Origin of the sequence: Massilia yuzhufengensis (assembly GCF_900112225.1) — a bacterium.
In the GTDB taxonomy this organism is placed as follows: Bacteria; Pseudomonadota; Gammaproteobacteria; order Burkholderiales; family Burkholderiaceae_D; genus Telluria; species Telluria yuzhufengensis.
Window position 1 is genome coordinate 1 of the sequence record NZ_FOLD01000028.1, and the last position, 19,354, is coordinate 19,354.

General features: G+C 66.7%; 21 protein-coding genes. 10 read left to right on the forward strand and 11 right to left on the reverse strand.

The genetic code is table 11. The features are described 5' to 3' along the window. Positions 1 to 185: 185 nt before the first annotated feature. The gene (locus BM031_RS19435) at positions 186 to 1,214 is read right to left on the reverse strand and encodes a CDP-6-deoxy-delta-3,4-glucoseen reductase (RefSeq protein WP_091876212.1); all 1,029 of its coding nucleotides are present in this window, start codon (positions 1,212 to 1,214) and stop codon (positions 186 to 188) included. Positions 1,215 to 1,442: 228 nt separating this feature from the next. On the opposite strand from BM031_RS19435, the gene BM031_RS19440 reads away from it, so the two are divergent. From BM031_RS19440 to BM031_RS19455, 4 genes are all read left to right on the forward strand, one after another. Then, positions 1,443 to 2,150, forward strand: coding sequence for a DUF2189 domain-containing protein (locus tag BM031_RS19440; protein WP_091876213.1), 708 nt, complete (start codon positions 1,443 to 1,445; stop codon positions 2,148 to 2,150). A 28-nt stretch (positions 2,151 to 2,178) separates the two neighbouring features. Beyond that, a complete protein-coding gene (locus BM031_RS19445; protein ID WP_091876214.1) occupies positions 2,179 to 3,126 on the forward strand; it encodes an SDR family oxidoreductase in 948 nt (315 codons plus the stop codon). 2 nt (positions 3,127 to 3,128) lie between these two features. Beyond that, positions 3,129 to 3,356, forward strand: a complete 228-nt coding sequence (locus BM031_RS19450; protein WP_091876215.1) for a hypothetical protein — start codon at positions 3,129 to 3,131, stop codon at positions 3,354 to 3,356. A gap of 265 nt (positions 3,357 to 3,621) precedes the next feature. Continuing rightward, positions 3,622 to 3,888, forward strand: a complete 267-nt coding sequence (locus BM031_RS19455) for a hypothetical protein (protein WP_091876216.1) — start codon at positions 3,622 to 3,624, stop codon at positions 3,886 to 3,888. Between the two features lie 56 nt (positions 3,889 to 3,944). On the opposite strand, the gene BM031_RS19460 is transcribed toward BM031_RS19455, so the two are convergent. The 3 genes from BM031_RS19460 to BM031_RS19470 all read right to left on the reverse strand — a co-directional run bounded on the left by BM031_RS19460 (position 3,945) and on the right by BM031_RS19470 (position 8,802). Next, positions 3,945 to 4,625, reverse strand: coding sequence for a glycine-rich domain-containing protein (locus BM031_RS19460; RefSeq protein WP_229409049.1), 681 nt, complete (start codon positions 4,623 to 4,625; stop codon positions 3,945 to 3,947). A gap of 317 nt (positions 4,626 to 4,942) precedes the next feature. Further along, the gene (locus BM031_RS19465) at positions 4,943 to 6,805 is read right to left on the reverse strand and encodes a sensor histidine kinase (RefSeq protein WP_229409051.1); all 1,863 of its coding nucleotides are present in this window, start codon (positions 6,803 to 6,805) and stop codon (positions 4,943 to 4,945) included. Between the two features lie 239 nt (positions 6,806 to 7,044). Continuing rightward, on the reverse strand, positions 7,045 to 8,802 hold the full coding sequence (locus tag BM031_RS19470) for a glutamine--tRNA ligase/YqeY domain fusion protein (RefSeq protein ID WP_091876217.1): 1,758 nt from the start codon (positions 8,800 to 8,802) through the stop codon (positions 7,045 to 7,047). 142 nt (positions 8,803 to 8,944) lie between these two features. Between BM031_RS19470 and BM031_RS26255 the strand changes: the two genes are divergently transcribed. The 6 genes from BM031_RS26255 to BM031_RS19495 all read left to right on the forward strand — a co-directional run bounded on the left by BM031_RS26255 (position 8,945) and on the right by BM031_RS19495 (position 12,927). Continuing rightward, positions 8,945 to 9,067, forward strand: a complete 123-nt coding sequence (locus tag BM031_RS26255) for a hypothetical protein (protein WP_267873330.1) — start codon at positions 8,945 to 8,947, stop codon at positions 9,065 to 9,067. Positions 9,068 to 9,174: 107 nt separating this feature from the next. Further along, positions 9,175 to 9,465 carry a DnaJ domain-containing protein gene (locus tag BM031_RS19475; protein ID WP_091876218.1) on the forward strand — a complete coding sequence of 97 codons (291 nt, stop codon included), beginning with the start codon at positions 9,175 to 9,177 and terminating at the stop codon, positions 9,463 to 9,465. A 61-nt stretch (positions 9,466 to 9,526) separates the two neighbouring features. Further along, positions 9,527 to 10,036 carry a hypothetical protein gene (locus BM031_RS19480; protein WP_091876219.1) on the forward strand — a complete coding sequence of 170 codons (510 nt, stop codon included), beginning with the start codon at positions 9,527 to 9,529 and terminating at the stop codon, positions 10,034 to 10,036. Next, the gene (locus BM031_RS19485; protein WP_091876220.1) at positions 10,033 to 10,827 is read left to right on the forward strand and encodes a hypothetical protein; all 795 of its coding nucleotides are present in this window, start codon (positions 10,033 to 10,035) and stop codon (positions 10,825 to 10,827) included. The genes BM031_RS19480 and BM031_RS19485 overlap by 4 nt, the downstream gene beginning before the upstream one ends. A gap of 17 nt (positions 10,828 to 10,844) precedes the next feature. Beyond that, the gene (locus tag BM031_RS19490) at positions 10,845 to 11,717 is read left to right on the forward strand and encodes a hypothetical protein (protein ID WP_091876221.1); all 873 of its coding nucleotides are present in this window, start codon (positions 10,845 to 10,847) and stop codon (positions 11,715 to 11,717) included. A gap of 10 nt (positions 11,718 to 11,727) precedes the next feature. Next, a complete protein-coding gene (locus tag BM031_RS19495) occupies positions 11,728 to 12,927 on the forward strand; it encodes an MFS transporter (protein WP_091876222.1) in 1,200 nt (399 codons plus the stop codon). 108 nt (positions 12,928 to 13,035) lie between these two features. Here the strand turns inward: BM031_RS19495 and BM031_RS19500 are convergent, their stop codons facing one another. The 7 genes from BM031_RS19500 to BM031_RS19530 form a co-directional block, all read right to left on the reverse strand. Then, positions 13,036 to 13,578, reverse strand: a complete 543-nt coding sequence (locus tag BM031_RS19500) for a DUF2812 domain-containing protein (protein ID WP_091876223.1) — start codon at positions 13,576 to 13,578, stop codon at positions 13,036 to 13,038. Then, positions 13,575 to 13,913 (reverse strand): PadR family transcriptional regulator, encoded by a 339-nt coding sequence (locus BM031_RS19505; RefSeq protein ID WP_229409053.1) that lies wholly within the window; start codon positions 13,911 to 13,913, stop codon positions 13,575 to 13,577. Before BM031_RS19505 ends, BM031_RS19500 begins: the two co-directional genes overlap by 4 nt. A 169-nt stretch (positions 13,914 to 14,082) precedes the next feature. Then, positions 14,083 to 15,378, reverse strand: coding sequence for a Xaa-Pro dipeptidase (locus BM031_RS19510; protein ID WP_307187327.1), 1,296 nt, complete (start codon positions 15,376 to 15,378; stop codon positions 14,083 to 14,085). A gap of 100 nt (positions 15,379 to 15,478) precedes the next feature. Then, positions 15,479 to 16,303 (reverse strand): alpha/beta fold hydrolase, encoded by an 825-nt coding sequence (locus BM031_RS19515; protein WP_091876226.1) that lies wholly within the window; start codon positions 16,301 to 16,303, stop codon positions 15,479 to 15,481. 110 nt (positions 16,304 to 16,413) lie between these two features. Beyond that, a complete protein-coding gene (locus BM031_RS19520) occupies positions 16,414 to 17,160 on the reverse strand; it encodes a LytR/AlgR family response regulator transcription factor (RefSeq protein WP_091876227.1) in 747 nt (248 codons plus the stop codon). Then, positions 17,157 to 18,311, reverse strand: a complete 1,155-nt coding sequence (locus BM031_RS19525; RefSeq protein ID WP_091876228.1) for a sensor histidine kinase — start codon at positions 18,309 to 18,311, stop codon at positions 17,157 to 17,159. The genes BM031_RS19520 and BM031_RS19525 overlap by 4 nt, the downstream gene beginning before the upstream one ends. A gap of 27 nt (positions 18,312 to 18,338) precedes the next feature. Next, positions 18,339 to 19,220 carry a hypothetical protein gene (locus BM031_RS19530; RefSeq protein WP_091876229.1) on the reverse strand — a complete coding sequence of 294 codons (882 nt, stop codon included), beginning with the start codon at positions 19,218 to 19,220 and terminating at the stop codon, positions 18,339 to 18,341. Between the last annotated feature and the right edge of the window lie 134 nt (positions 19,221 to 19,354).

The window sequence follows — 19,354 nt, forward strand, 5'->3', positions numbered from 1 at the left end:
CTGACGGGTCACGTCCCAAACGAGCGAAAAGCAGGAAAAAGAACGAAACGCTTGACGGGTCAATACATATCAGGGTGGTCGGCTTCGCCGACCGCGCGTCCAGCCCATGCAGGAAATTTGGTGCATGTGAGCGAAGGTGCGTTGAACGCGCGGTCGGCATAGCCGACCACCCTACCAAGCCAGCATCACGGCTGCGCCAGGTCCGCTTCGCTCGTAAACGCGTCGGCAAAGAATTCGTCCTCCGGCAGGCCGCACTGGGCCACGTAGTCGCGCCGCGCCGAATCGACCATGACCGGCGCGCCGCAGGCATACACCTGGTGGCCCGACAGATCCGGCAAGTCCTGCATGACGGCGGCGTGCACGTAGCCGCTGCGGCCCTGCCAGGCGTCTTGCGGCAGCGCGTCCGACACCACCGGGATGTACTGGAAATCGGGCAGCGTGGTTTCCCAGGCGCGGCACAGTTCGTCCATGTACAGGTCCCGCGGGCGGCGGCCGCCCCAGTACAGGCGTACCGGACGCGTGGACTTCAGGTGCATCAGGTGCTCGACCAGCGCCTTCACCGGCGCGAAACCCGTGCCCGAGGCCAGCAGCACGATTGGTTTACTGGATTCCTCGCGCAGGAAGAAGGTGCCGAGCGGGCCTTCGAAGCGCAGGATGTCGCGTTCCTTCATGGCGCCGAACACGTGGTCGGTGAACAGGCCGCCCGCCATGTGGCGGATGTGCAGTTCGAGCGGGCCGCTGAACGAGGGCGCGCAGGCGATGCTGTAGGCGCGCCGCTTGCCGTCCTTGAGCAGGAATTCGATGTACTGGCCGGCGCGGTAGGCCAGCGCCTCGTTGGCCGGCAGCTGCAGGGTGACGACGGCGACGTCGTCGGCGGCCTTGCGCACGCCGGCGACCCGGGTCGGCATCTTGCGCACCGGGTACTCCGAGCTGCCGCCCACTTCGCGCGCTTCGATCACCAGGTCCTGCTGCGGCACGGCGCAGCAGAACAGCGACATGCCCTGGGTTTTCTCGATGTCGGATAGCGCGCGCTGCTGGTGCGCCTTGTGCTCGAGCGAGCCTTCGAGCACCTTGCCCTTGCACGAGCCGCAGGCGCCGTTCTTGCAGCCGTAGGGCAGGCCGATGCCGGCGCGGATGGCGGCGGACAACACGGTTTCGTCGGCCTCGCAGGTGAACTGGTGGCCGCTTGGCTGGACGGTGATCTGGAACGTCATGAATGGATTCTGGCAGGTGATGTGTGGCTCGAATGGCGTGTGTCGACGTGTGAATATCCTCCACCGTGACAATTCCAGCTATTTTACACGGCGCATGCGGAACACGCGCCCGCGCCAGGGGCTGCCGACGCCCCCCGTATCCACGCTGGGTTTTATGCGGTCCATCCCGAAAAGACGCAGCAAACTGCTATATCATCGCCTCGCACGCCACCCCAGGAGCCAGACCCCATGCAAGCAAGCCACACACTGAACACCGATCCGGCACCCGACGCGCTGTCGATCCACCGCGTGCCGGCCGGCCGCGGCCTGGCATGGCTGGCGTCCGGATGGGCCGACTTTCGGCGCAACATGGCGCCGCTGGCCGTGCTCGGCATCACGCTGCTGCTGGTCTCGTGGCTGCTCGTGGGCAGCAAGGGTGGCTTCATCTCCGTGATCATCTCGATCATCTACCTCGGCGTCGCCGCCGCCTACTGCCGCATGGGCGACCGGGGCGAAGTGTTCCTGGCCGGCAGCGGCACCTGGCGCAATCCGGCACTGTGGGCGCTGGCCGTCGTCGCCGGCATGGCCTCGGTGGCCATGGTGGGGGTCGTGGCGCTGGCCGCGGTGGCCGGATTCTCCACCGGTGTGCGCCCGGGGGCGCCGGTCGGCCTTGGCTGGTTCTACTTCTTCGGCGCGGCGCAAGTGCTCATCACGCTGCTGGTCTCGACCATCTGGATGGCTCCTGCGCTGGTGGTGAACAAGGGCGCCGGCGTGGTGCAGGCCCTGCGCCTGAGCGTTGTCGGCTCGCTGCGCAATCCGCTGGCCTTCCTGACGGTGCTGGTGCTCGGCTTCGTGCTGGTGGTGGTGGCGTCGATCCCGCTCGGTCTCGGCCTGGTGGTGGCGCTGCCGATGCTGGCCTGCGCCGCCGCGCGCGCCGCCGACGAGATCGTGGCCTGAGCGGCAGGCCGCGCGCGGCTGGCATACAATGCCTGCCGTGACCACGACTTCATCTCCATTTAATCGTCCGCGCCTGCTCATCGTCGGCTGCGGCGATGTCGGCCTGCGCCTGCTGCCGCTGGTGGCCGGGCGCTTCCGCGTCTTTGCACTTACCAGCCAGCCGGAGCGCTGCGCCGAACTGCGCGCGCTGGGCGCGGTGCCCATCGTGGCCGACCTCGACCAGCCGGCCAGCCTGTGGCGCCTGGCGGGGCTGGCCGACTGGGTGGTGCACCTGGCGCCGCCCCAGCTCGAGGGCGAGCAGGACCAGCGCACCGGCCACCTGCTGCGCGCGCTGGGCCGGGCAGGGCGCCTGGTCTATGTGAGCACGAGCGGCGTGTATGGCGACTGCGGCGGAGACCTGGTGCGCGAATCGCGCCCGGTCGCGCCGCGCAATGCGCGCGCGCTGCGCCGGGTCGACGCCGAACGCAGGCTGCGCGACTGGGCGCGGGCGACCGGCACGCGCCTGGCCATCCTGCGCGTGCCCGGCATCTATGCGAACGACCGGCTGCCATTGAAGCGCCTGGAGCTGGGCACGCCGGCCCTGCGCGCGGAAGACGACGTGTACACCAACCACATCCACGCCGACGACCTCGCGCGCATCGTGGCGGCGGCGCTGTTGCGCGGCCGCGCGGGACGCGTGGTGCATGCGGTGGACGACACGCGCATGAAGATGGCCGACTATTTCGACGCGGTGGCCGACGCCTTCGGCATGGCGCGCCCGCCGCGCCTGCCGCGCGCCGAACTGCAGGCGGTGGTGACGCCGGCGCTGCTGTCCTTCATGTCCGAATCGCGCCGCCTCGACAACACGCGCCTGAAACGCGAACTGCGGGTGCGCCTGCGCTATCCTGACGTTGCGGTGGCGCTCGCGCGCATGGCTACCGTACAATCACGGCCCGGCACACACAGCACGAACCAGCGAGCGGAGAATCCAGCATGAGCATGACCTATGAAGAATACCTCGACGAAGTCACCACCCTGATCGTCGAAAAATACGGCGCCTCCGACGCCGCCGCGATCCGGCTCGTCGTCGCCGCGCAGGACAAGGAATTTTTCGTGCCGCACGACGAGAAGCCCGAGATGCGCACCGTCGAACGCGCCCACGCCGACGCCCGCACCCTGTACCAGGCCAGCCCGATGGCCAGGTCCGCCCCCATCAAGAAGAAGTAAGCGTTCGTTCGCCGTCCCGCGCAGCCGGGGCGGTATTGCCTGCTGTTTCCAACAACGCCAGTGCGCCCGGCGGCCTTGGCGCGCCTGCGCGTCGGTGTATACACGGTCAGACTCTGATGGTCTTGTGCAAACAATAATTTAAATGTGTATCATTTCGCGTCTGACGAAAAATGCCATACAAATGATGCCTATTTGGCTTTGTATGCAAATAATTCGCGAAAGATCACGGAAAGTGACAAATTATTAACAATCCTGAAAGATTCACATGCCTATCCGACGACTTCCGCCCGGGGCGGAATACGACCCGAACCGCGTCCTCGACGCCATCATCGCCAAACTCCGCCTGAAGAACGACGCGGCACTGTCGCGCTTGTTGGAAGTGGCGCCGCCCGTGATCAGCAAGATCCGTCACAGCACGCTGCCGATCGGCGCCACGCTGCTGCTGCGCATGCATGAAGAGAGCGAGTACAGCATCGGCGAACTGCGCGCGCTGATGGTCAGGCAGGACGGCCGCCACGCCCTGGTCGCCTGAATGAAAAACGGCCGGTATGGCACGCGTCGCCATACCGGCCGTCGAAGCAAGAAGGATCAGGCGGCGTGCGCCACGTCCTTGCCCGTTGCTGCGCACTCGCTGGCCACGGGTTTGCCAGGCGAGGTGCACCATGCAGTGGCAGCGTTGGCCGCGTCGCGTGGCTTGCCCGGCGACGTGCACCATGCGGCGCTATCGACCTTCCTGCCTGGCGAGGTGCACCATGCACTGCCCTGCATCTGTTTGCCTGGCGAGGTGCACCATGCGGCGTCGAGTGGCTTGCCGGGCGACGTGCACCATGCGCTGGCGGCGACCGGCTTGCCTGGCGAGGTGCACCATGCGGCGTCGAGTGGCTTGCCCGGCGACGTGCACCATGCGCTGGCGGCTTCCGGCTTGCCCGGCGAGGTGCACCATGCCGCCTGCGCGCCGGCGGCGGCGCCGAATTCGGCTTCGTAGATGGCGCGCATGCGCTCGCCACCGCTCTCATGGTCGCCTTCGTCGGCGCCTTCGCCGATGCCGACATACGGATAGTGGTGCAGGAAGTAGCCGAATGCGGCTTCGCAGTCGCGTGCGTACTTCATCGTGTCCAGGATGTGGTAGTGCCAGAACGTGTCGACATCGACGCTCGGCGATGCCCCCGCGTCTGGATATTTTTTCATCAGGAACAGGAAGCGGCGGTACTCCGTTTCCACTGCGTCGGCCCGCATTGCGGACCAGCCCTCGCCGGATTCAACATGCATCAGTTTCATTTTGATCGGGGCGAGATCAAGTGCTTCAAATGCTGAGAATTCGATAGTCGACATGGTGATCACCTTTTGTTTGATACGTGTAGTTGGGCAGCTTTTTTATCCCTGGTTTTGAAGCGCTAAAACGGTCAGTCAGCATCCTCCTGAGTGTTCGATATGCGTTAATGGAAAGCCAAGGACAGCGTCTTGACCGGTGCCAGTGATAACAATTGTCCTGCGTGCGGTCAGGCTGAATGTTGAGTTCTGTCAAGCAACAAACTGCTGTGCTGAAACGCGACAACGAGCTTGGCATCAAGGTCTTTTGCGCCATCTCAAGCCATTGCGGACAGCGCATAATCGCGGTCGCGCGCTTCGTTTGCGGAGGCGCCGGGCGCGTGTTCATTCATGGGAATCGTGACGACAATGGTGGTGCCGGTATCGGGCCCGCTGCTGATCGAGAAGCTGCCGCCGAGGATGTTGACGCGCTCCTCGATCCCGACCAAACCGAAGGAGCCGTTGCGGTAGCGGCTGCCCGGCTGCATGCCCATGCCGTTGTCGCGGATCGTCATCGTCAGCATGTCGGCATGCTGGTGCAGGTCGATGCGCACCTTGCTCGCGCGCGCATGCCGCGCCACGTTGTTGAGCGACTCCTGCAGGATGCGGAACAGCGCGGTCGCGCAGTGGTCGTCGAGGTGGTGCTCGGCTTCGTCCTCGACCAGTTCGCAGGCGATGCCGGTGCGGCGCTCGAAATCGGCCACCTGCCAGTCCACCGCCGCGTTCAGCCCAAGGTCCAGCACGTTCGGCCGCAGGTCGTTGATGATCTGGCGCACGCTGCGGATCGTGGTGTCGATCTGGCGTACCGTCGCGGCGGCGCGCTCGTGCAGGCGGCCGTGCTTCCCGCGCGTGCGGCTGGACAGGATCTCGGCTTCGATCTTCAGCGCCAGCAGGTTCTGCGCGAGGTCGTCGTGGATCTCGCGCGCGATGCGCTTGCGTTCGCCTTCCTTGATCTGTTCCGCATGCGCGGCCAGCTGGCGCAGCTTCTCGTTGGTGGCCTGCAGCTTGGCCTGGCTGGAGCGCAGCTCGCGCGTCATGTCCTCGGCGATGCGCAGCGCGCTGCGGCGCGACGAGGCCATGGTCTGGAACAGCGCATACAGCAGCGCGGTGCTCAGGGTGCCCGCCAGCGCGGCCATCCACGGGTAATACAGGTCGAAGCGCGTGTACAGCGCCGGCTTGGCGATACTGAAATCGGCGCGCCACTGGCGCTGGTTGAATTCGATCGGCAGGCTGGCCTGCAGCAGGTTGGCGGGATCGGCCACCGGCGGCGGGAACGGCGTCTTCACCGTCGCATGGCTGTCGTAGAGGATGGCGCTGGTGCGGGCCTGGCCCGGCTCGGCCGGCACCTCGGTGAGGTCGTTGAGCACCAGGCGCACGCCCTTGACCGGGAATTCGTCGAGCACGCCGCTCACCAGCTTGGTCACGCCGAAGCCGATGCCGGCCGAACCCACATAGGCCGCGCGGCGCTCGGCCACGGTGCGGATCGGCAGGCCGCTGCGGTACACCGGCAGGCGCATCGCCAGCCCGTTCTGGTTGGGGCCGGGCAGCATGCTGACCCGGATGCCGGAAGCGGCGATGGTGTTGTTGTCGCGCGCTTCGCCCGCCGTGCGGCGCGCGTAGCTGCGTGCTTCCAGGTCCAGGTCCAGCTTGTCGAGCGTCTGCGGCGTGGCCGGTTCCATGTAGGTGATGATGGTGTAGCTGTCGCGCCCCGGCACCGGGCGCAGGCGCTCGCTTGGCTCGGGCACGCCGTGCTGGCGCAGGCGCCGCCGCAGCTCGGCATCCACCGCCGCCAGCTCATGCGGGCCGACGGTGCGCGCGTAATTCATCACCTCGATACCTGGGAAGTTGCGGCGCGTATCGAGCTGCTCGACGTAGTGGCGGAAATCGTCGGCGCTGGCGTCCGGATGCACGCGAAACAGCCCGGCCGCGCCCCGCAGCACGTCGGAATAGCTCTTGATGCGCGCGTCGATGGTGTACTGGGCGGCCCGCGCCATGGCGCGGAACCGGGTCTTGGTATCGCTTTCGATGGCCTCGGCCGTCGCGAGGTAGAGCCCGATGCCGATCGTCACGGACAGCAGCGCCCCGGTCAGCAGCGTCGTGGGCAACGCAACCATATGGGCGGGTGGGCGGCGGGAAGACATGGTCCAGAACCTCAATAGCAAGCGTGCGTCGTGATAATGCGACAAACATGCTTACCGTAAGCGTCTTTAGCGAACCAAGTACCTATCAGGATCGATAGGTTTACCAAATGTGCAACGAAGTGGACGGGGTGGAAACGTTTCGGGGAGGGGGGCTAAATTGGGGGGGGACAATGCCAGTGGCATTGTCCCCCCCAAGTTTTGCGAACACCGTTACCCCCCCCATCCAGCCACACGGGGATCTACTTCGCCCAACTATCCTTCAGCGTCGTCACCCGGTTGAACACCGGCTTGCCCGGTTTCGACTCCACGCGATCGGCCACGAAATACCCGTGCCGTTCGAACTGGAAGCGCTGGTCCGCCACCGCCTGGACCATGCCCGGCTCCAGGTAAGCCGTGATGGTCTCGAGCGCATTCGGATTGAGCGCGGCCTTGAAGTCCTTGCCGCCGGCATCCGGCTGCGGGTCGGTAAACAAGCGGTCATACAGGCGCACCTCGGCCTCGAGCGCCGTGGCGGCGCTGACCCAGGTGATGTTGCCCTTGACCTTGTAGTTATCCGCCCCCGGCGTACCCGATTTCGAATCCTCGAAATACTTCACGTGCACGGCCGTCACCTTGCCGTCCGCATCCTTGTCGAAGCCGGTGCATTCCACCACGAAGCCATACTTCAGGCGCACGCGCGCGCCCGGCTGGTCGCCGACGGGCGGGGTGAAGCGGTGGTAGCCCTTGGTCGGCACTTCCATGAAGTCTTCCTGCTCGATCCACAGCTCGCGCGTGAACGGGAAGCTGCGCACGCCCATCTCCGGGTGGTGCGGGTGGACCGGCGACGTGCATTCGACCGACTCGCCTTCGGGGAAGTTGTCGACGATGAGTTTCAACGGACGCAGCACGGCGATGGCGCGCGGCGCCTTCGGATCGAGGTCGTCGCGCAGCGCGCCTTCCAGGGTGCTCATGTCGATCCAGCCGTCGGCTTTCGACACGCCGATGCGCTCGCAGAACAGCTGGATCGATTCGGGCGTGTAGCCGCGCCGGCGCAGGCCGACGATGGTGGGCATGCGCGGGTCGTCCCAGCCCGTGACCACGCCTTCGTCGACCAGCTGGCGCAGCTTACGCTTGGAGGTCACGACGTAGGTGAGGTTGAGGCGCGCCATCTCGTACTGGCGCGGCACCGGGCGCGGGAAGAAGCCGCCGTCGGCCAGGGTCTCCACCAGCCAGTCGTACATCGGGCGGTGGTCCTGGAATTCGAGCGTGCAGATCGAATGGGTGATCGACTCGAGCGCATCCGAGATCGGGTGCGTGTAGTCGTACATCGGGTAGATGCACCAGTCGTCGCCCGTGCGGTGGTGGTGCGCGTGGCGGATGCGGTACAGCGCCGGGTCGCGGTTGGTCATGTTGGGCGAGGCCATCGCGTCTTCGCTCATCTTGGCGCGCAGGATGTGTTCGCCGTCCTTGAACTTGCCGGCCTTCATGTCGCGGAACAGCTGCAGCGACTCGTCCACCGGGCGGTTGCGGAAGGGCGAGTTGGTGCCTGGCGTGCCGAAGTTGCCGCGGTTCTTCTGCATCTCTTCGGCGCTCTGGCTGTCCACATAGGCCTTGCCTTCGCGGATCAGGTACTCGGCCATCTCGTAGAGCTTGTCGAAGTAGTCGCTCGCGTAGTGCAGGAATTCCTCGCCGCCCTGGTTCCACGAGAAGCCGAGCCATTTCACGCTGTCCATGATGGTGTCGACGTATTCCTGGTCTTCCTTCTCCGGATTGGTGTCGTCGAAGCGCAGGTGGCAGCGGCCGGCGTAATCGCGCGCCAGGCCGAAGTTCAGGCAGATCGATTTGGCGTGGCCCACGTGCAGGTAGCCGTTAGGCTCAGGCGGGAAGCGCGTGATGACTTGCGGCATGCCTTCGCGGGCGTGGGTGCCGGCCGCAAGGTCGTTGTCGATAATGGCCCGGAGGAAATTCGACGACGGGGCATTGCCCGTTGCCGGGTTATTCTTCTTTTCGTTGCTCATGAAAAAGGAATTGAATAGAGGGAAGTGGCGGACATTTTACCGTACCGACGCCAAGGCGGCCTCCTATGTGGCGGAACGCACGGTGAGGCGGGTCAGGCCGCAGCATACTTGGGCTCATTCGGTCCACCTGCAAGGTTCACCCATGAAAACCCTCGCCACGCATCCGGAGCTGGTGCGCGCCTGGCTGCTGGCTGTCGCCGGCATGCCGCCGCCGCCGCCGGCCCGTCCCGCCAAACCGGCGCCGGCCAAGCCCCTGCAGCACTGAAACGCGCTGCCGGCAGGCCTGCGCGCCGGCCGGTCACGCCACGGTATCGTTTTCTATAGGATAATCTCGTTTTTGCCGTCTTGCGGCTGTTGCGGGGAGAGTTCCAGTTGGAAAATTTATACGCGATCCTCGGCGTCGCCCCCAATGCCGGCGACGACGAGATCAAGAAAGTCTATCGCTCGCTGGCCATGCGCTACCACCCGGACCGCAACCAGGCGCCGGGCGCCGAGGCGCGCTTCAAGGCCGTCAGCAAGGCCTACGAGATCCTGTCCGATCCCGTCAAGCGGGCCGACTACAACCAGAGCGTCAACCACCGCATCGTGCTCGATGCCGAGGCCGAAGCCTTCGAGCTGTGGCGCTCGCTGTTCGCCCTGAACGGCGTCAACCTGCAGGTCTGAGCCGCAATCCGGCCCGCCCCGCCGGCGCCTCCATTACGCACACGAATCAACAAGGCACACCATGAAAAACGTACATCCCGAATTCTCGTTCCAGTCGCGCGAGCTGGACGGGCAGATCGAGGGCACGCTGGGCGACCCGCCCAACAAGAAGAACTACAACATGATGGTCGGCGCGCTGGTCTCCGAATACGCCAGCGGCTCGGGCCTGGATGACGTCAACCTGATGGCCTTCGCACTCGTTGACTGTATCAAGTTCAAGGATCCGAAGGGCCTGCTGCGCGAAGCGGCGGACTATGAAGGCAGCGACCCTGCGCGCGTATTCGCGATGGCCGAATGCGACGGCGAGCAGGGCGGCGCCATGTATGCGGCCATGACCGCCAACTACCCGGAACTGGCGCGCCAGGCCATCATCACGGCCTTCCTGTACAAGAACCAGGCGCGCTGGGAAGACGAGGACCGCGACTTCGACCGCCTGGCCGAAGGCGACGAGGGCGATGACGACGACCTGGAAGACTCGGCCGCCACCGACGACTTCACCCAGCTGTTCGATGGCGAGGGAGAGCGCGAATGAGCGATGAAAGCACTAGCGACAACCCATCCATGTTGCCCGCGCTGACCCGCCAGGTCAGCGAACTGGTGCTGGCCGGCTCGCTCGACCACGCCGAGGAAGCGTTCTCGCAGGCCGCCGACGAGCACGGCGACTACGCCGTGGCCGAAGTCCTGTCGACCCTGCCGCCGCAAGTGACCGCGCTGCACCTGGCCGGCTTCGACGGCGGCAAGACCTCGATCGCGACCCTCCTGGTGCCGCCGAAGGCCTGGGCCGACAGCCTGGCCTACATCGCCGCCACCTGGCCGGACAACATGATCGAGGACGATCCCGAGCGCATCGCCGAGAACCTGTTCAACCACGTGCACGGCATCGTGTATGCCAACGACGACGAAGACCGTCGGCACGAACTGCTGCTCGAAGCCGCGGCCACCGACCACGGCGCGACCGTGTTCGCCATCATGTGGTCGCTGGCCCCGAAGGAAATCCTGGAACTGGCCGGCGAAATCCTGAGCAAGGGCCGCTACGTCACGGCCCAGACCAGCGGCGACAGCGACATCGCGCCGCTGGCGGTCGACCTGGCCAAGGCCAGCGAAGACGGCTGGGAGCGTTCGCTGCTCGAACTGTTCCCGGAATTCCGCCACAGCGCCGAAATGGCCGACGTCGAGCTGCCGGACGACCCGGACGAAGAATCGCCCTTCATGCAGCGCAGCACGCGCGAACTGCTGTACCGTCTGCGCAAGCAGGTGCCGTCGGTGCGCAGCTCGCCACGCCGCAGCACCCGCAGGAGCCTGGGCACGGACATCTTCTCGTGAGCGGGGCGCCAGGATCCATGCTGCCCGCCATCGTCATCGAGAAGCTGCCGCGCCTGGTGCGCGTGATCAAGCTGCTGCCGGCCGAAGCCACGCCCGATGAAGCGCTGGGGCTGGCGGACGAGCTGTCCGGCATTACCGCGATGGTGGCCGAGAAGTTCACCAACGACCGCACCGCCGAAGGCATCCAGCGCGCCATGCTGCTGGCCGTGGGCGGTGTGTCGCTGGGCCTGGAGCAGCTGGTGGAAAGCGAAGACGACCTCGACGCGCTCGACGTGCTGGTCGAGGATGGCGCAGAAGCCGTGTTCCAGGCCGGCTTCCGGCTGGTGCGCGAACTCTCTGCCATGCCCGAGGACAGCCTGGTGGGCGAATACGACACCGACCCGATCTACGCCCAGCGCCGCCTGAAGGAACTGTTCGTCGACCTGTGCACGGCCGACCCCGGGGAAACCTGGACCGGCTACGAGCGCTACCAGGGCCAGCTCAAGCAGCGCCACCAGGTGCAGGCAATCGTGCGCGCGGCCCAGTGGCTGCGCCGGCATCACTACGAAGGCCCGATCAACGACCCGGACCTGAACGCCGAAGGCGTGATCGCGCTGGCGATCATCTTCGCGGTGGAGGGCGGCGCGCGCGTCACCGCGCGCACCGGGCAGAAGGAGTTCGAGCGCCTGGTGAAATCGGTGCGCAAGAACAAGCCCGATTTCGAGGCCGGCTGGGCCGAACTGCTCACGCGCATTCCGGTGGCGCACCAGGCAGTCATCGCCGAGCGCATCGCCACCTACCGCGCGCACTGCACGGTGCTGCAGCTGTTCAAGACCAAGGCCACCATGAAGCAGCTGTTCGCCGAGCTGGAAAACTACGCCGGCTCCGAACTCGAAGCCGACTACCCGTGACGGCGCTGCCATGAACACGCGCGGTCCGATCGCAGCGGGAAGCCCAGCCTTCCGCCGCATCAACCGCGCCATGGCCTTCGGCGGCTTCTCCGTCTTTGCGCTGCTCTACTGCGTCCAGCCGCTGATGCCGCTGCTGGCGCGCGATTTTTCCCTCACTCCCGCACAAAGCAGCCTGGCGCTGTCGGTGTCCACCGCCACCCTGGCGGTGGCGCTGCTCGCATCCGGCTTCCTGGCCGAGCGCATCGGCCGCAAGCAGATCATGACGGCCTCGATGCTTGGCGGCGCGCTGCTCACGCTGGGCTGCGCCTTCGCGGCCGACTACACCCAGCTGGTGGGCCTGCGCGTGCTGCTTGGCCTGGTGCTGGGCGGCCTGCCGGCCGTGGCCATGGCCTATCTCAGCGACGAGATCGAAGGGTCTTCGCTTGGCCTGTCGATGGGCATGTACATCAGCGGCAGCGCGTTCGGCGGCATGAGCGGGCGGGTGCTGTCGTCGGTGATCAGCGATTATTCCTCGTGGCGGGTGGCGGTCGGGGTGCTGGGCGTGGCGGGGCTGTACGCGGCCTGGGAATTCGCGCGCAGCCTGCCGCCCTCGCGCCACGCGGGCAGGGAGAGCGCACCCGGGCCGGGCTTGCGCGCCGGCTTGCGCACCCACCTGGCAGACGCTGGCCTGCCCTGGCTGTTCGTGCTGTCCTTCCTGCTGATGGGCTGCTTCGTGAGCCTGTACAACTACATCAGCTACCGCCTGCTGGGCGCGCCGTTCGGCCTGAGCCAGAGCGCGGTGGGGACGGTGTCGCTGCTCTACCTGCTCGGCATCTTCAGCGCGATGTGGGCCGGCAAGCTGGCCGACCGCCTGGGCCGGCGCAACGTGCTGTGGCTGGTGCTGGGCGTGATGCTCGCCGGGCTCCTGGTGACGCTGCACGATTCGGTGCCGGCGGTGGTGCTGGGCACGGGCCTGGCCACCTTCGGCTTCTTCGCCTCGCATTCGGTGGCCAGCAGCTGGGTCGGTCGGCGCGCTAGAGCGCCGCAGGCGCTGGCTTCGGGCATCTACCTGTTCTGCTACTACCTGGGCTCCAGCGTGGTCGGGTGGTTCACCGGGTATGTGTGGGAGCACTGGGCCTGGCCGGGCGTGGTGGCCGTGCTTGGCGCCCTGCTGGCGCTGGCGATGGCCATCGCGCTGCGCCTGCGCTCGCTGGCGCCGATCTCTTCGTAGGGTGGTCCGGGCCACGAAAGGCGGCTCCGCCGACCGCGCGTTCGACTCCGGCTGGCGCAGCGGGAGAACAGGCACTGGCTGGACGCGCGTTCGGCGTAGCCGAACACCCTACGCAGCGATGGGCCCGCCCAGCTGCCGGATCCGCGCCATCAGCTTCACCACCGTGTACGGCACGATCAGCACGTACAGCGCCAGCACCACGCACAGCGGCACCAGGAAGGGCAGGGACAGCTGCTCCCGCACCAGCTGCTTGTCGGTGATGACGACCATGACGAACAGCGGCAGGCAGCTGGCCACCAGCATGGCCAGGCGGTCCTTGAATTTCTTGGCCTTGGACGCGTTGTCGGTGAACAGTTCCGGCGCCTTGCCTTGCACGGCCTGGGTGCGCCAGTAGTGCCAGCCCACCGTCGTCGCGGCCAGCGACCAGCCGGCGTCCTGCATCAGCTGCTGGAAGGACGGATCCTGGCTGGCGCCGGGGTAGTCGATGCGGTAGATGGTGTCGGCCGGCTCGCCGCGGCGGAAAGTCCAGAAGCACAGCGGGTTCACATCGAGCAGGTGCAGCCCTTGCCGCGCCATCGCGCGCAGCCACGCCTCCTGCTGTTCGTCCTCGTGGGCCCAGAAAAACTTGAAAGTCGTCACCGTCTTGCTCACGCTGCTTCTCCCTTGCTGAAATGTGATAGTGCGAACTGCCCGTTGCGTACCATGATGGCGAGCCGCCGCACCTGCTCGGCCAGCACCGCGCGGCCCTTGTCCGTCAGGCCGTAGGTCTTGCGCCGCTCGATCTCGCTTACCTTCTCGATCAGGCCCTGTTTCTCCAGGGTGGAAAACGCGCCGTACAGGGTGCCCGGCCCAATCGCGATGCTGCCCTCGCTCATCGCTTCCACTTTCTGCATGAGCGCGTAGCCGTGCAGCGGTTCGCGCAGCGCGGCCAGCACGTAGAAGGTCGATTCCGACAGGGGCAGGTATTTCGAAAAATTGAGGTCCACGATCGCTCCCGTTGTATGTCGTTGCCCGGTATATCGAGTGACGACATATCGAGTGTCGCTATAGTAGCAGCGAACCTGGCCGTGTCAACAACTTTTTCGCAGGGATAGGGAGGGGTGCGGGCCGGACGCCCGGCCCGTGATGCGGGCAGGTATCCGGCCAGGGCTTGCGTCAGGGAGCGCTGCCCTTGACCACGCTGCCGCCCTGGATCACCACCGCCGGCGCTTCCAGCAACGTGACGTCGACGGTGGGGTCGCCCTTGACCGCCACCATGTCGGCAAAGCGGCCCGCCTCGACCACGCCGACATCCTTGCGCGCCAGCGCTTCGGACGCGTTGATGGTGGCGGCCTGGATCGCCTGCAGCGGCGTCATGCCATACTTGACCATCACCGCGAACTGCTTGCCGTTGCCGCCGTGCGGATGCACGCCGGCGTCGGTGCCGAACACCATTTTCACGCCGGCCGCATGCGCCTTCCTGAAATTCTGGCGCTGGAGGTCGGTCACTTCGCGGTCCTTGCGCAGGTTATCTTCCAGCACGCCGTTCTTCTTGCCCTCGGCGGCGGTGTAGTCGCCGTTATAGATGTCCATCGACAGCCAGGCGCCATGTTTCTTGGCAAGCGCAATGCCTTCGTCGTCGATCAGGCTGGCGTGCTCGATGGTGTTGACGCCGGCCCGGATCGCGTCCTTGATGCCGGCCGCGCCATGGGCGTGGGCCGCCACCTGCAGGCCCCACTGGTGGGCCTCGTCGACGGCGGCGCGCATCTCGGCCAGGTTCATCTGCTGCTGGCCGGGTTCCGTGTTGCGCGAGAACACGCCGCCGGTGGCGCAGATCTTGATGACCTGGGCGCCGTACTTGCGCAGGGCGCGGATCGACTTGCGCACTTCGTCCGGACTGTCGGCGTTGTACGGGTTCTTTTCGTCCATCGACGGCGGGAAGTAGGTGCTGTCGCAGTGGCTGCCGGTGGGCCCGAACGACCATGCGGCCGGGACGATGCGCGGACCGCGCACCTTGCCGGCCGCGATGGCCTGGCCCAGGCCCACGTCGTTCCAGTCCGAGGCGCCCAGGTTGCGCACCGTGGTGAAGCCGGCGTCCAGGGTCTTGCCGGCGTGGACCACGCTCAGCGCCGACCAGAAGCGGTCGTTGTATTCGAGGCCCGTGTAGCCGCCGTAGGTAGGGTCGGAATCGAGGTGGACGTGCATGTCGATCAGGCCGGGCACCAGGGTCATGCCGGGCAGGGCGATGCGGGTGGCGCCGTCGCCGGCGGCGGCGGCGCGCGCACCGGGCTTGATGCTCACTACCTTGCCGTCGCGCACCAGGATTTCCGGGTTCGGGATCATGCGGCCGGCGCGTACGTCGAGCAGGCGGTCGGCGGTGATGATGACGTCGGCCGCCAGGGCGCCGGAGCAGGCCGTTGCCGCCAGGCAGAACAGGGCAATGCGCGAAGTCGAACGATGCAGTCGGTCCAAGAGATTCCCCTTCATGTTGTTGAATATGTACGAGATGCAACTTATACAGACAGTCGCAGCTGGCGTCCAGAGGCATGAAGGGGCGGCGCGGCAGGCCGGGTCAGCGCGCGGCGGTGGCCGGCCCTGCCGCAGCCTGGATCGCCTGCACAATGGCGGCGGTGACGATCTCGGGCGAGGTGAGCGCCATCTGGTGGCTGGAGTCGGCGACCACGGTGCGGGCCTTTGGGTACAGGCCGCGCACCAGGTCGCGCGTCGCGTTGTCCATCCTGAAGGCGCCGAAATCGACCGGGATCGCCGTGCTGGAGGTCGGCCGGTTCACCAGCCGCACGATCGGCATGTGGTCGATGCCGCCCAGCGCCAGCACCATGTCGCCGGTTTCGTCGATCTTTTCGATTTCGCGCCAGACCGTGCGGGAAAACGCCAGCTGCCCGGCCAGGCGCGAGGTCCATGGGAAGTCCTCGACCCGCTTGACCATGCGCGGATACATCGCGTCCACCAGCACCAGCGCTTTTACTTCGGCCGGATAGGCGCGCGCGAACAGCTGCATGTACAGGCCGCCGAGCGAGTGCCCGACCAGCACATACGGCGGCTGCAGGTTCTTGTGGCGCAGCACGCGCCGCAGTTCTTCGACGATGGTGCGGCCGTCGCGCGGCGTGGCGGCGGCCTCGCTGTTGCCATAGCCGGGACGGTGGTAGGCGAACACCGTCGCTTCCTGGCCAAGCTGCTGCGGCACGCTGCCCCATTTGTCGATCGTATTGCGCGAGCCGCCCTCGAACACCACCACGTCTTTTGACGCGGGATGGCGGATCGTCAGCGATTCGACCTGGCGCCCGTCGATGGATTCGACGACCGTCGCGGGCGCGGCGACGGCGTTCCCCAGGCAGGCCAGCAAAAGGACGGACAGGAACAGGGCAGGCTTGGACATCGGTGTCTCCGTGGAAGAAAACACCAGCATCGCCGCCCAGGAGGCTCCGACGCATCCGCTTTGCGATGGATCGACAGCCGGCGCGACGAGCGGCAAGCCTGCGCCGTGGGCTACATCGCCCGGAACAGGTGGACGAAGGCCCGGCTCACCGGCAGCTCGGCATCGTGCCCGCGCATGCGCAGGAACAGCCGGCTGGCGTCATCGCGCCTTGTGCCTTCCAGCCAGGCCAGGTTGATCACGGTGGAGCGGTGCACCTGCCAGAACAGCTCGGGATCGAGCTGCGCGGCCAGGTCGGTGATGGTGGTGCGGATCAGGTATTCGCCATGGATGCTGGCCACCACCGTGTACTTGTCGTCGGCCTGGAAGAAGCGCACATCGGCGACATCGAGGTGGCGCGCGCGCTCGCCCTGGGCCGCGAGGATGTAGCGCAGGCGTGGCTGCTGCGGCGGCGCGGGCGCCAGCTGGCGCAGGGCCTGCGCCATGCCTGGGCCGTTCGGTGCGCCGGGCGCCGCGCGCAGGCGCGCCACGGTGCGCGCCAGCCGCTCGGTGCTGACCGGCTTGAGCACGTAGTCGAGCGCCGCATGCTCGAAGGCCTGCAGCGCGAACTCGTCGAAGGCGGTGACGAAGACCACCCGGGTATCGCCCTCGATGCCCTGCGCCACTTCCAGTCCCGACAGGCCCGGCATCTGGATGTCGAGGAAGGCCAGGTCCGGCTCCAGCTCGGCGATGCGGGCGGCGGCGTCGACCCCGTTGCGCGCCATATGCACCACTTCCAGCCCCGGCCACAAGGCCAGCAGCTGGTCGCGCAGGTACTGGGCCAGGTGCGGCTCGTCGTCGGCGATCAGCGCGCGCGTCATGCCGCTTCCTTCAGGAGCGGCGCAGCCGGGCCGCCGAGCCAGGGCAGCATGAGCACCGCTTCGGTCCCTTCGGTGCGAGCCCGCAGTTCCAGGCTGGCCGAGGCGCCGAACTGGGCCTGCAGGCGCGCGCGCAGATTGGCCAGCGCCATGCCGGCGCCGGGACGCAGGCGCCGGCCCGGCTTGTCCAGGCCGATGCCGTCGTCGCTCACACGTATCTCGAGGCGGCCGTCGTGCAGGGTTGCGCTGACCACCACGGTGCCGCCGTCGAGCTTGGGTTCGAGCCCGTGGTGGATGGCGTTTTCCACCAGCGGCTGCAGCATCAGCGGCGGCATCCGCGCCGCGCGCGCCTCCACGCCGGCCTCGATGCGGAAGCACAGCCGCTCTTCCATGCGGATCTGCAGCAGCGCCAGGTAGCTGTGCACCATCTCCAGTTCGGCCTCCAGCGTGCTGTCGGTCTGGCGCAGCTGGGTCAGGCCGGCGCGCAGGTAGCTTGAGAAGGTCTCGAGCATGCGCTTGGCGCGCGGCGGGTCGTAATCCATCAGGCTCTGGACATTGGCCAGCGTATTGAACAGCAGGTGCGGCTCGATCTGGCCCTGCAGCAGGCGCAGGCGCGCTTCCAGCGCCTCGTGCTGCAACTGCTGCTGGCGCAGGCGCGAGCGCCACCAGGCCCAGTTGCAGCCCATGACGAACAGCAGGAATACGGCGAACTTGGTGAGCGCGGCGGGCAGCGAGATGAACATGCCGCCCAGGTCGAAGCCGACCAGGATCGGGACGATGGTGAAGCCGATCGTCATGCCGAGGATGATGGCGCCCAGGGCCAGCGCACTGAGCGCCATTCCGGCGCGCATGTCGCGCACATTCGACATGCGCTCCACCAGCCGCGCCGGCAGGAAGCGTTCGGCCAGGCGCAGCACGGCGAACAGGGTGTGCACGATGCACAGGCAGATGCCGATGTTGGGCAGCAGCGAGGCCCACCACCAGCCGGGCCGGTCGACCCGCCCGAAGATGGCGACGAAGGACATCAAGCCCAGGGCCAGCGCGATCGCGATCAGCGTGGCGGCCAGCAGGCGCGTGAAAAGGGGAGCCGGATAGTTCGGGCGCAGTTCCCACAGCGAGCGCCACCCCAGCATCAGGCTTGTTGTTCTGAGCATGGGCGCCAGTGTAGCCGGGTTCGAGCACTAGCGATACTTCGACGCCAGCGCCTTGAGTTGCGTCGTCGCGGTGCGCACCGTGGCGGCGAGCTTCGGTCCGTGCTCGTGGTTCTCGACCGTGAGCAGCTGCATGCGGGTCCTGGGGTTGTACAGGTCGTCGAGGTAGACGTCGTACTTGTCCAGGAAATGCAGGCCGATCTGGCGTGTCTTCGCCTCGATCGCCGCAAGTTGGTTGATGTCCAGGCGGGCCGGGATCATCTCGCGAAACGCCGGCTGCTCGTCGAGGGTCGCCAGCGCGAAGCGCACCTTGGCCTCCTCGTCGGTCAGCGACACCCGGCGAATGTCCTGCAGCAGCTTGCGCGTGGCGGGCAGGTGCAGGTCGCGCAGGCGCCTGGTGTCCGGGTTGAAGGCATCCGGGCGCAATGCCACCGCGAGGTTGATGGCGCCGTTGAGCGTGATGAGTTCGGTGCGGAAGCGCGCGCTGATCTCCGCCCAGCGCAGCGCGTGCTTGTCGGCCAGGAAACGGTCCCAGCCGTTTCCCGACAGGCTGGATCCCAGCAGCTTGCCGTAGCTGCGGGCCCAGGCATCCTGCCCGGCATACACGGCAGTGACCGCATCGCACAGCTGGGCATTGATTTCGACGTAGCGCGTCGCGATCTCGCGTACCTGCCCGCGCGAGAGCGCGGGGCGCTGGTTCACGCCGACTCCCTGGTTGAGATTCTGGAGCAACTGCACGCTGACCAGGCCCAGGTGGTCGCAGCGCTCGCGTTCCAGGAAACGCGAGGTCAACAGGGTGTTGACCACCTCGCTTGCGGTGGTGGCCTGGCAGGGCGACGCCATGCCGAGCAGGAGCGTGGCGCAGGCGCAGCGGATGGCCAGGTGGGAGAGCGCGGGTAGGGAAGCGTGCATGGCGGGGCCTGGGAGGGAAGCGGGTTGTCTCCAAGAATTGTAGTGAGTCTGCTTGGGGCCAGTCCCGCGCAATCCCGCCCGGGAACGCACTTTGTGCACGCTTGCATTTGAGCTGGATCACGACCGCAGCGGAT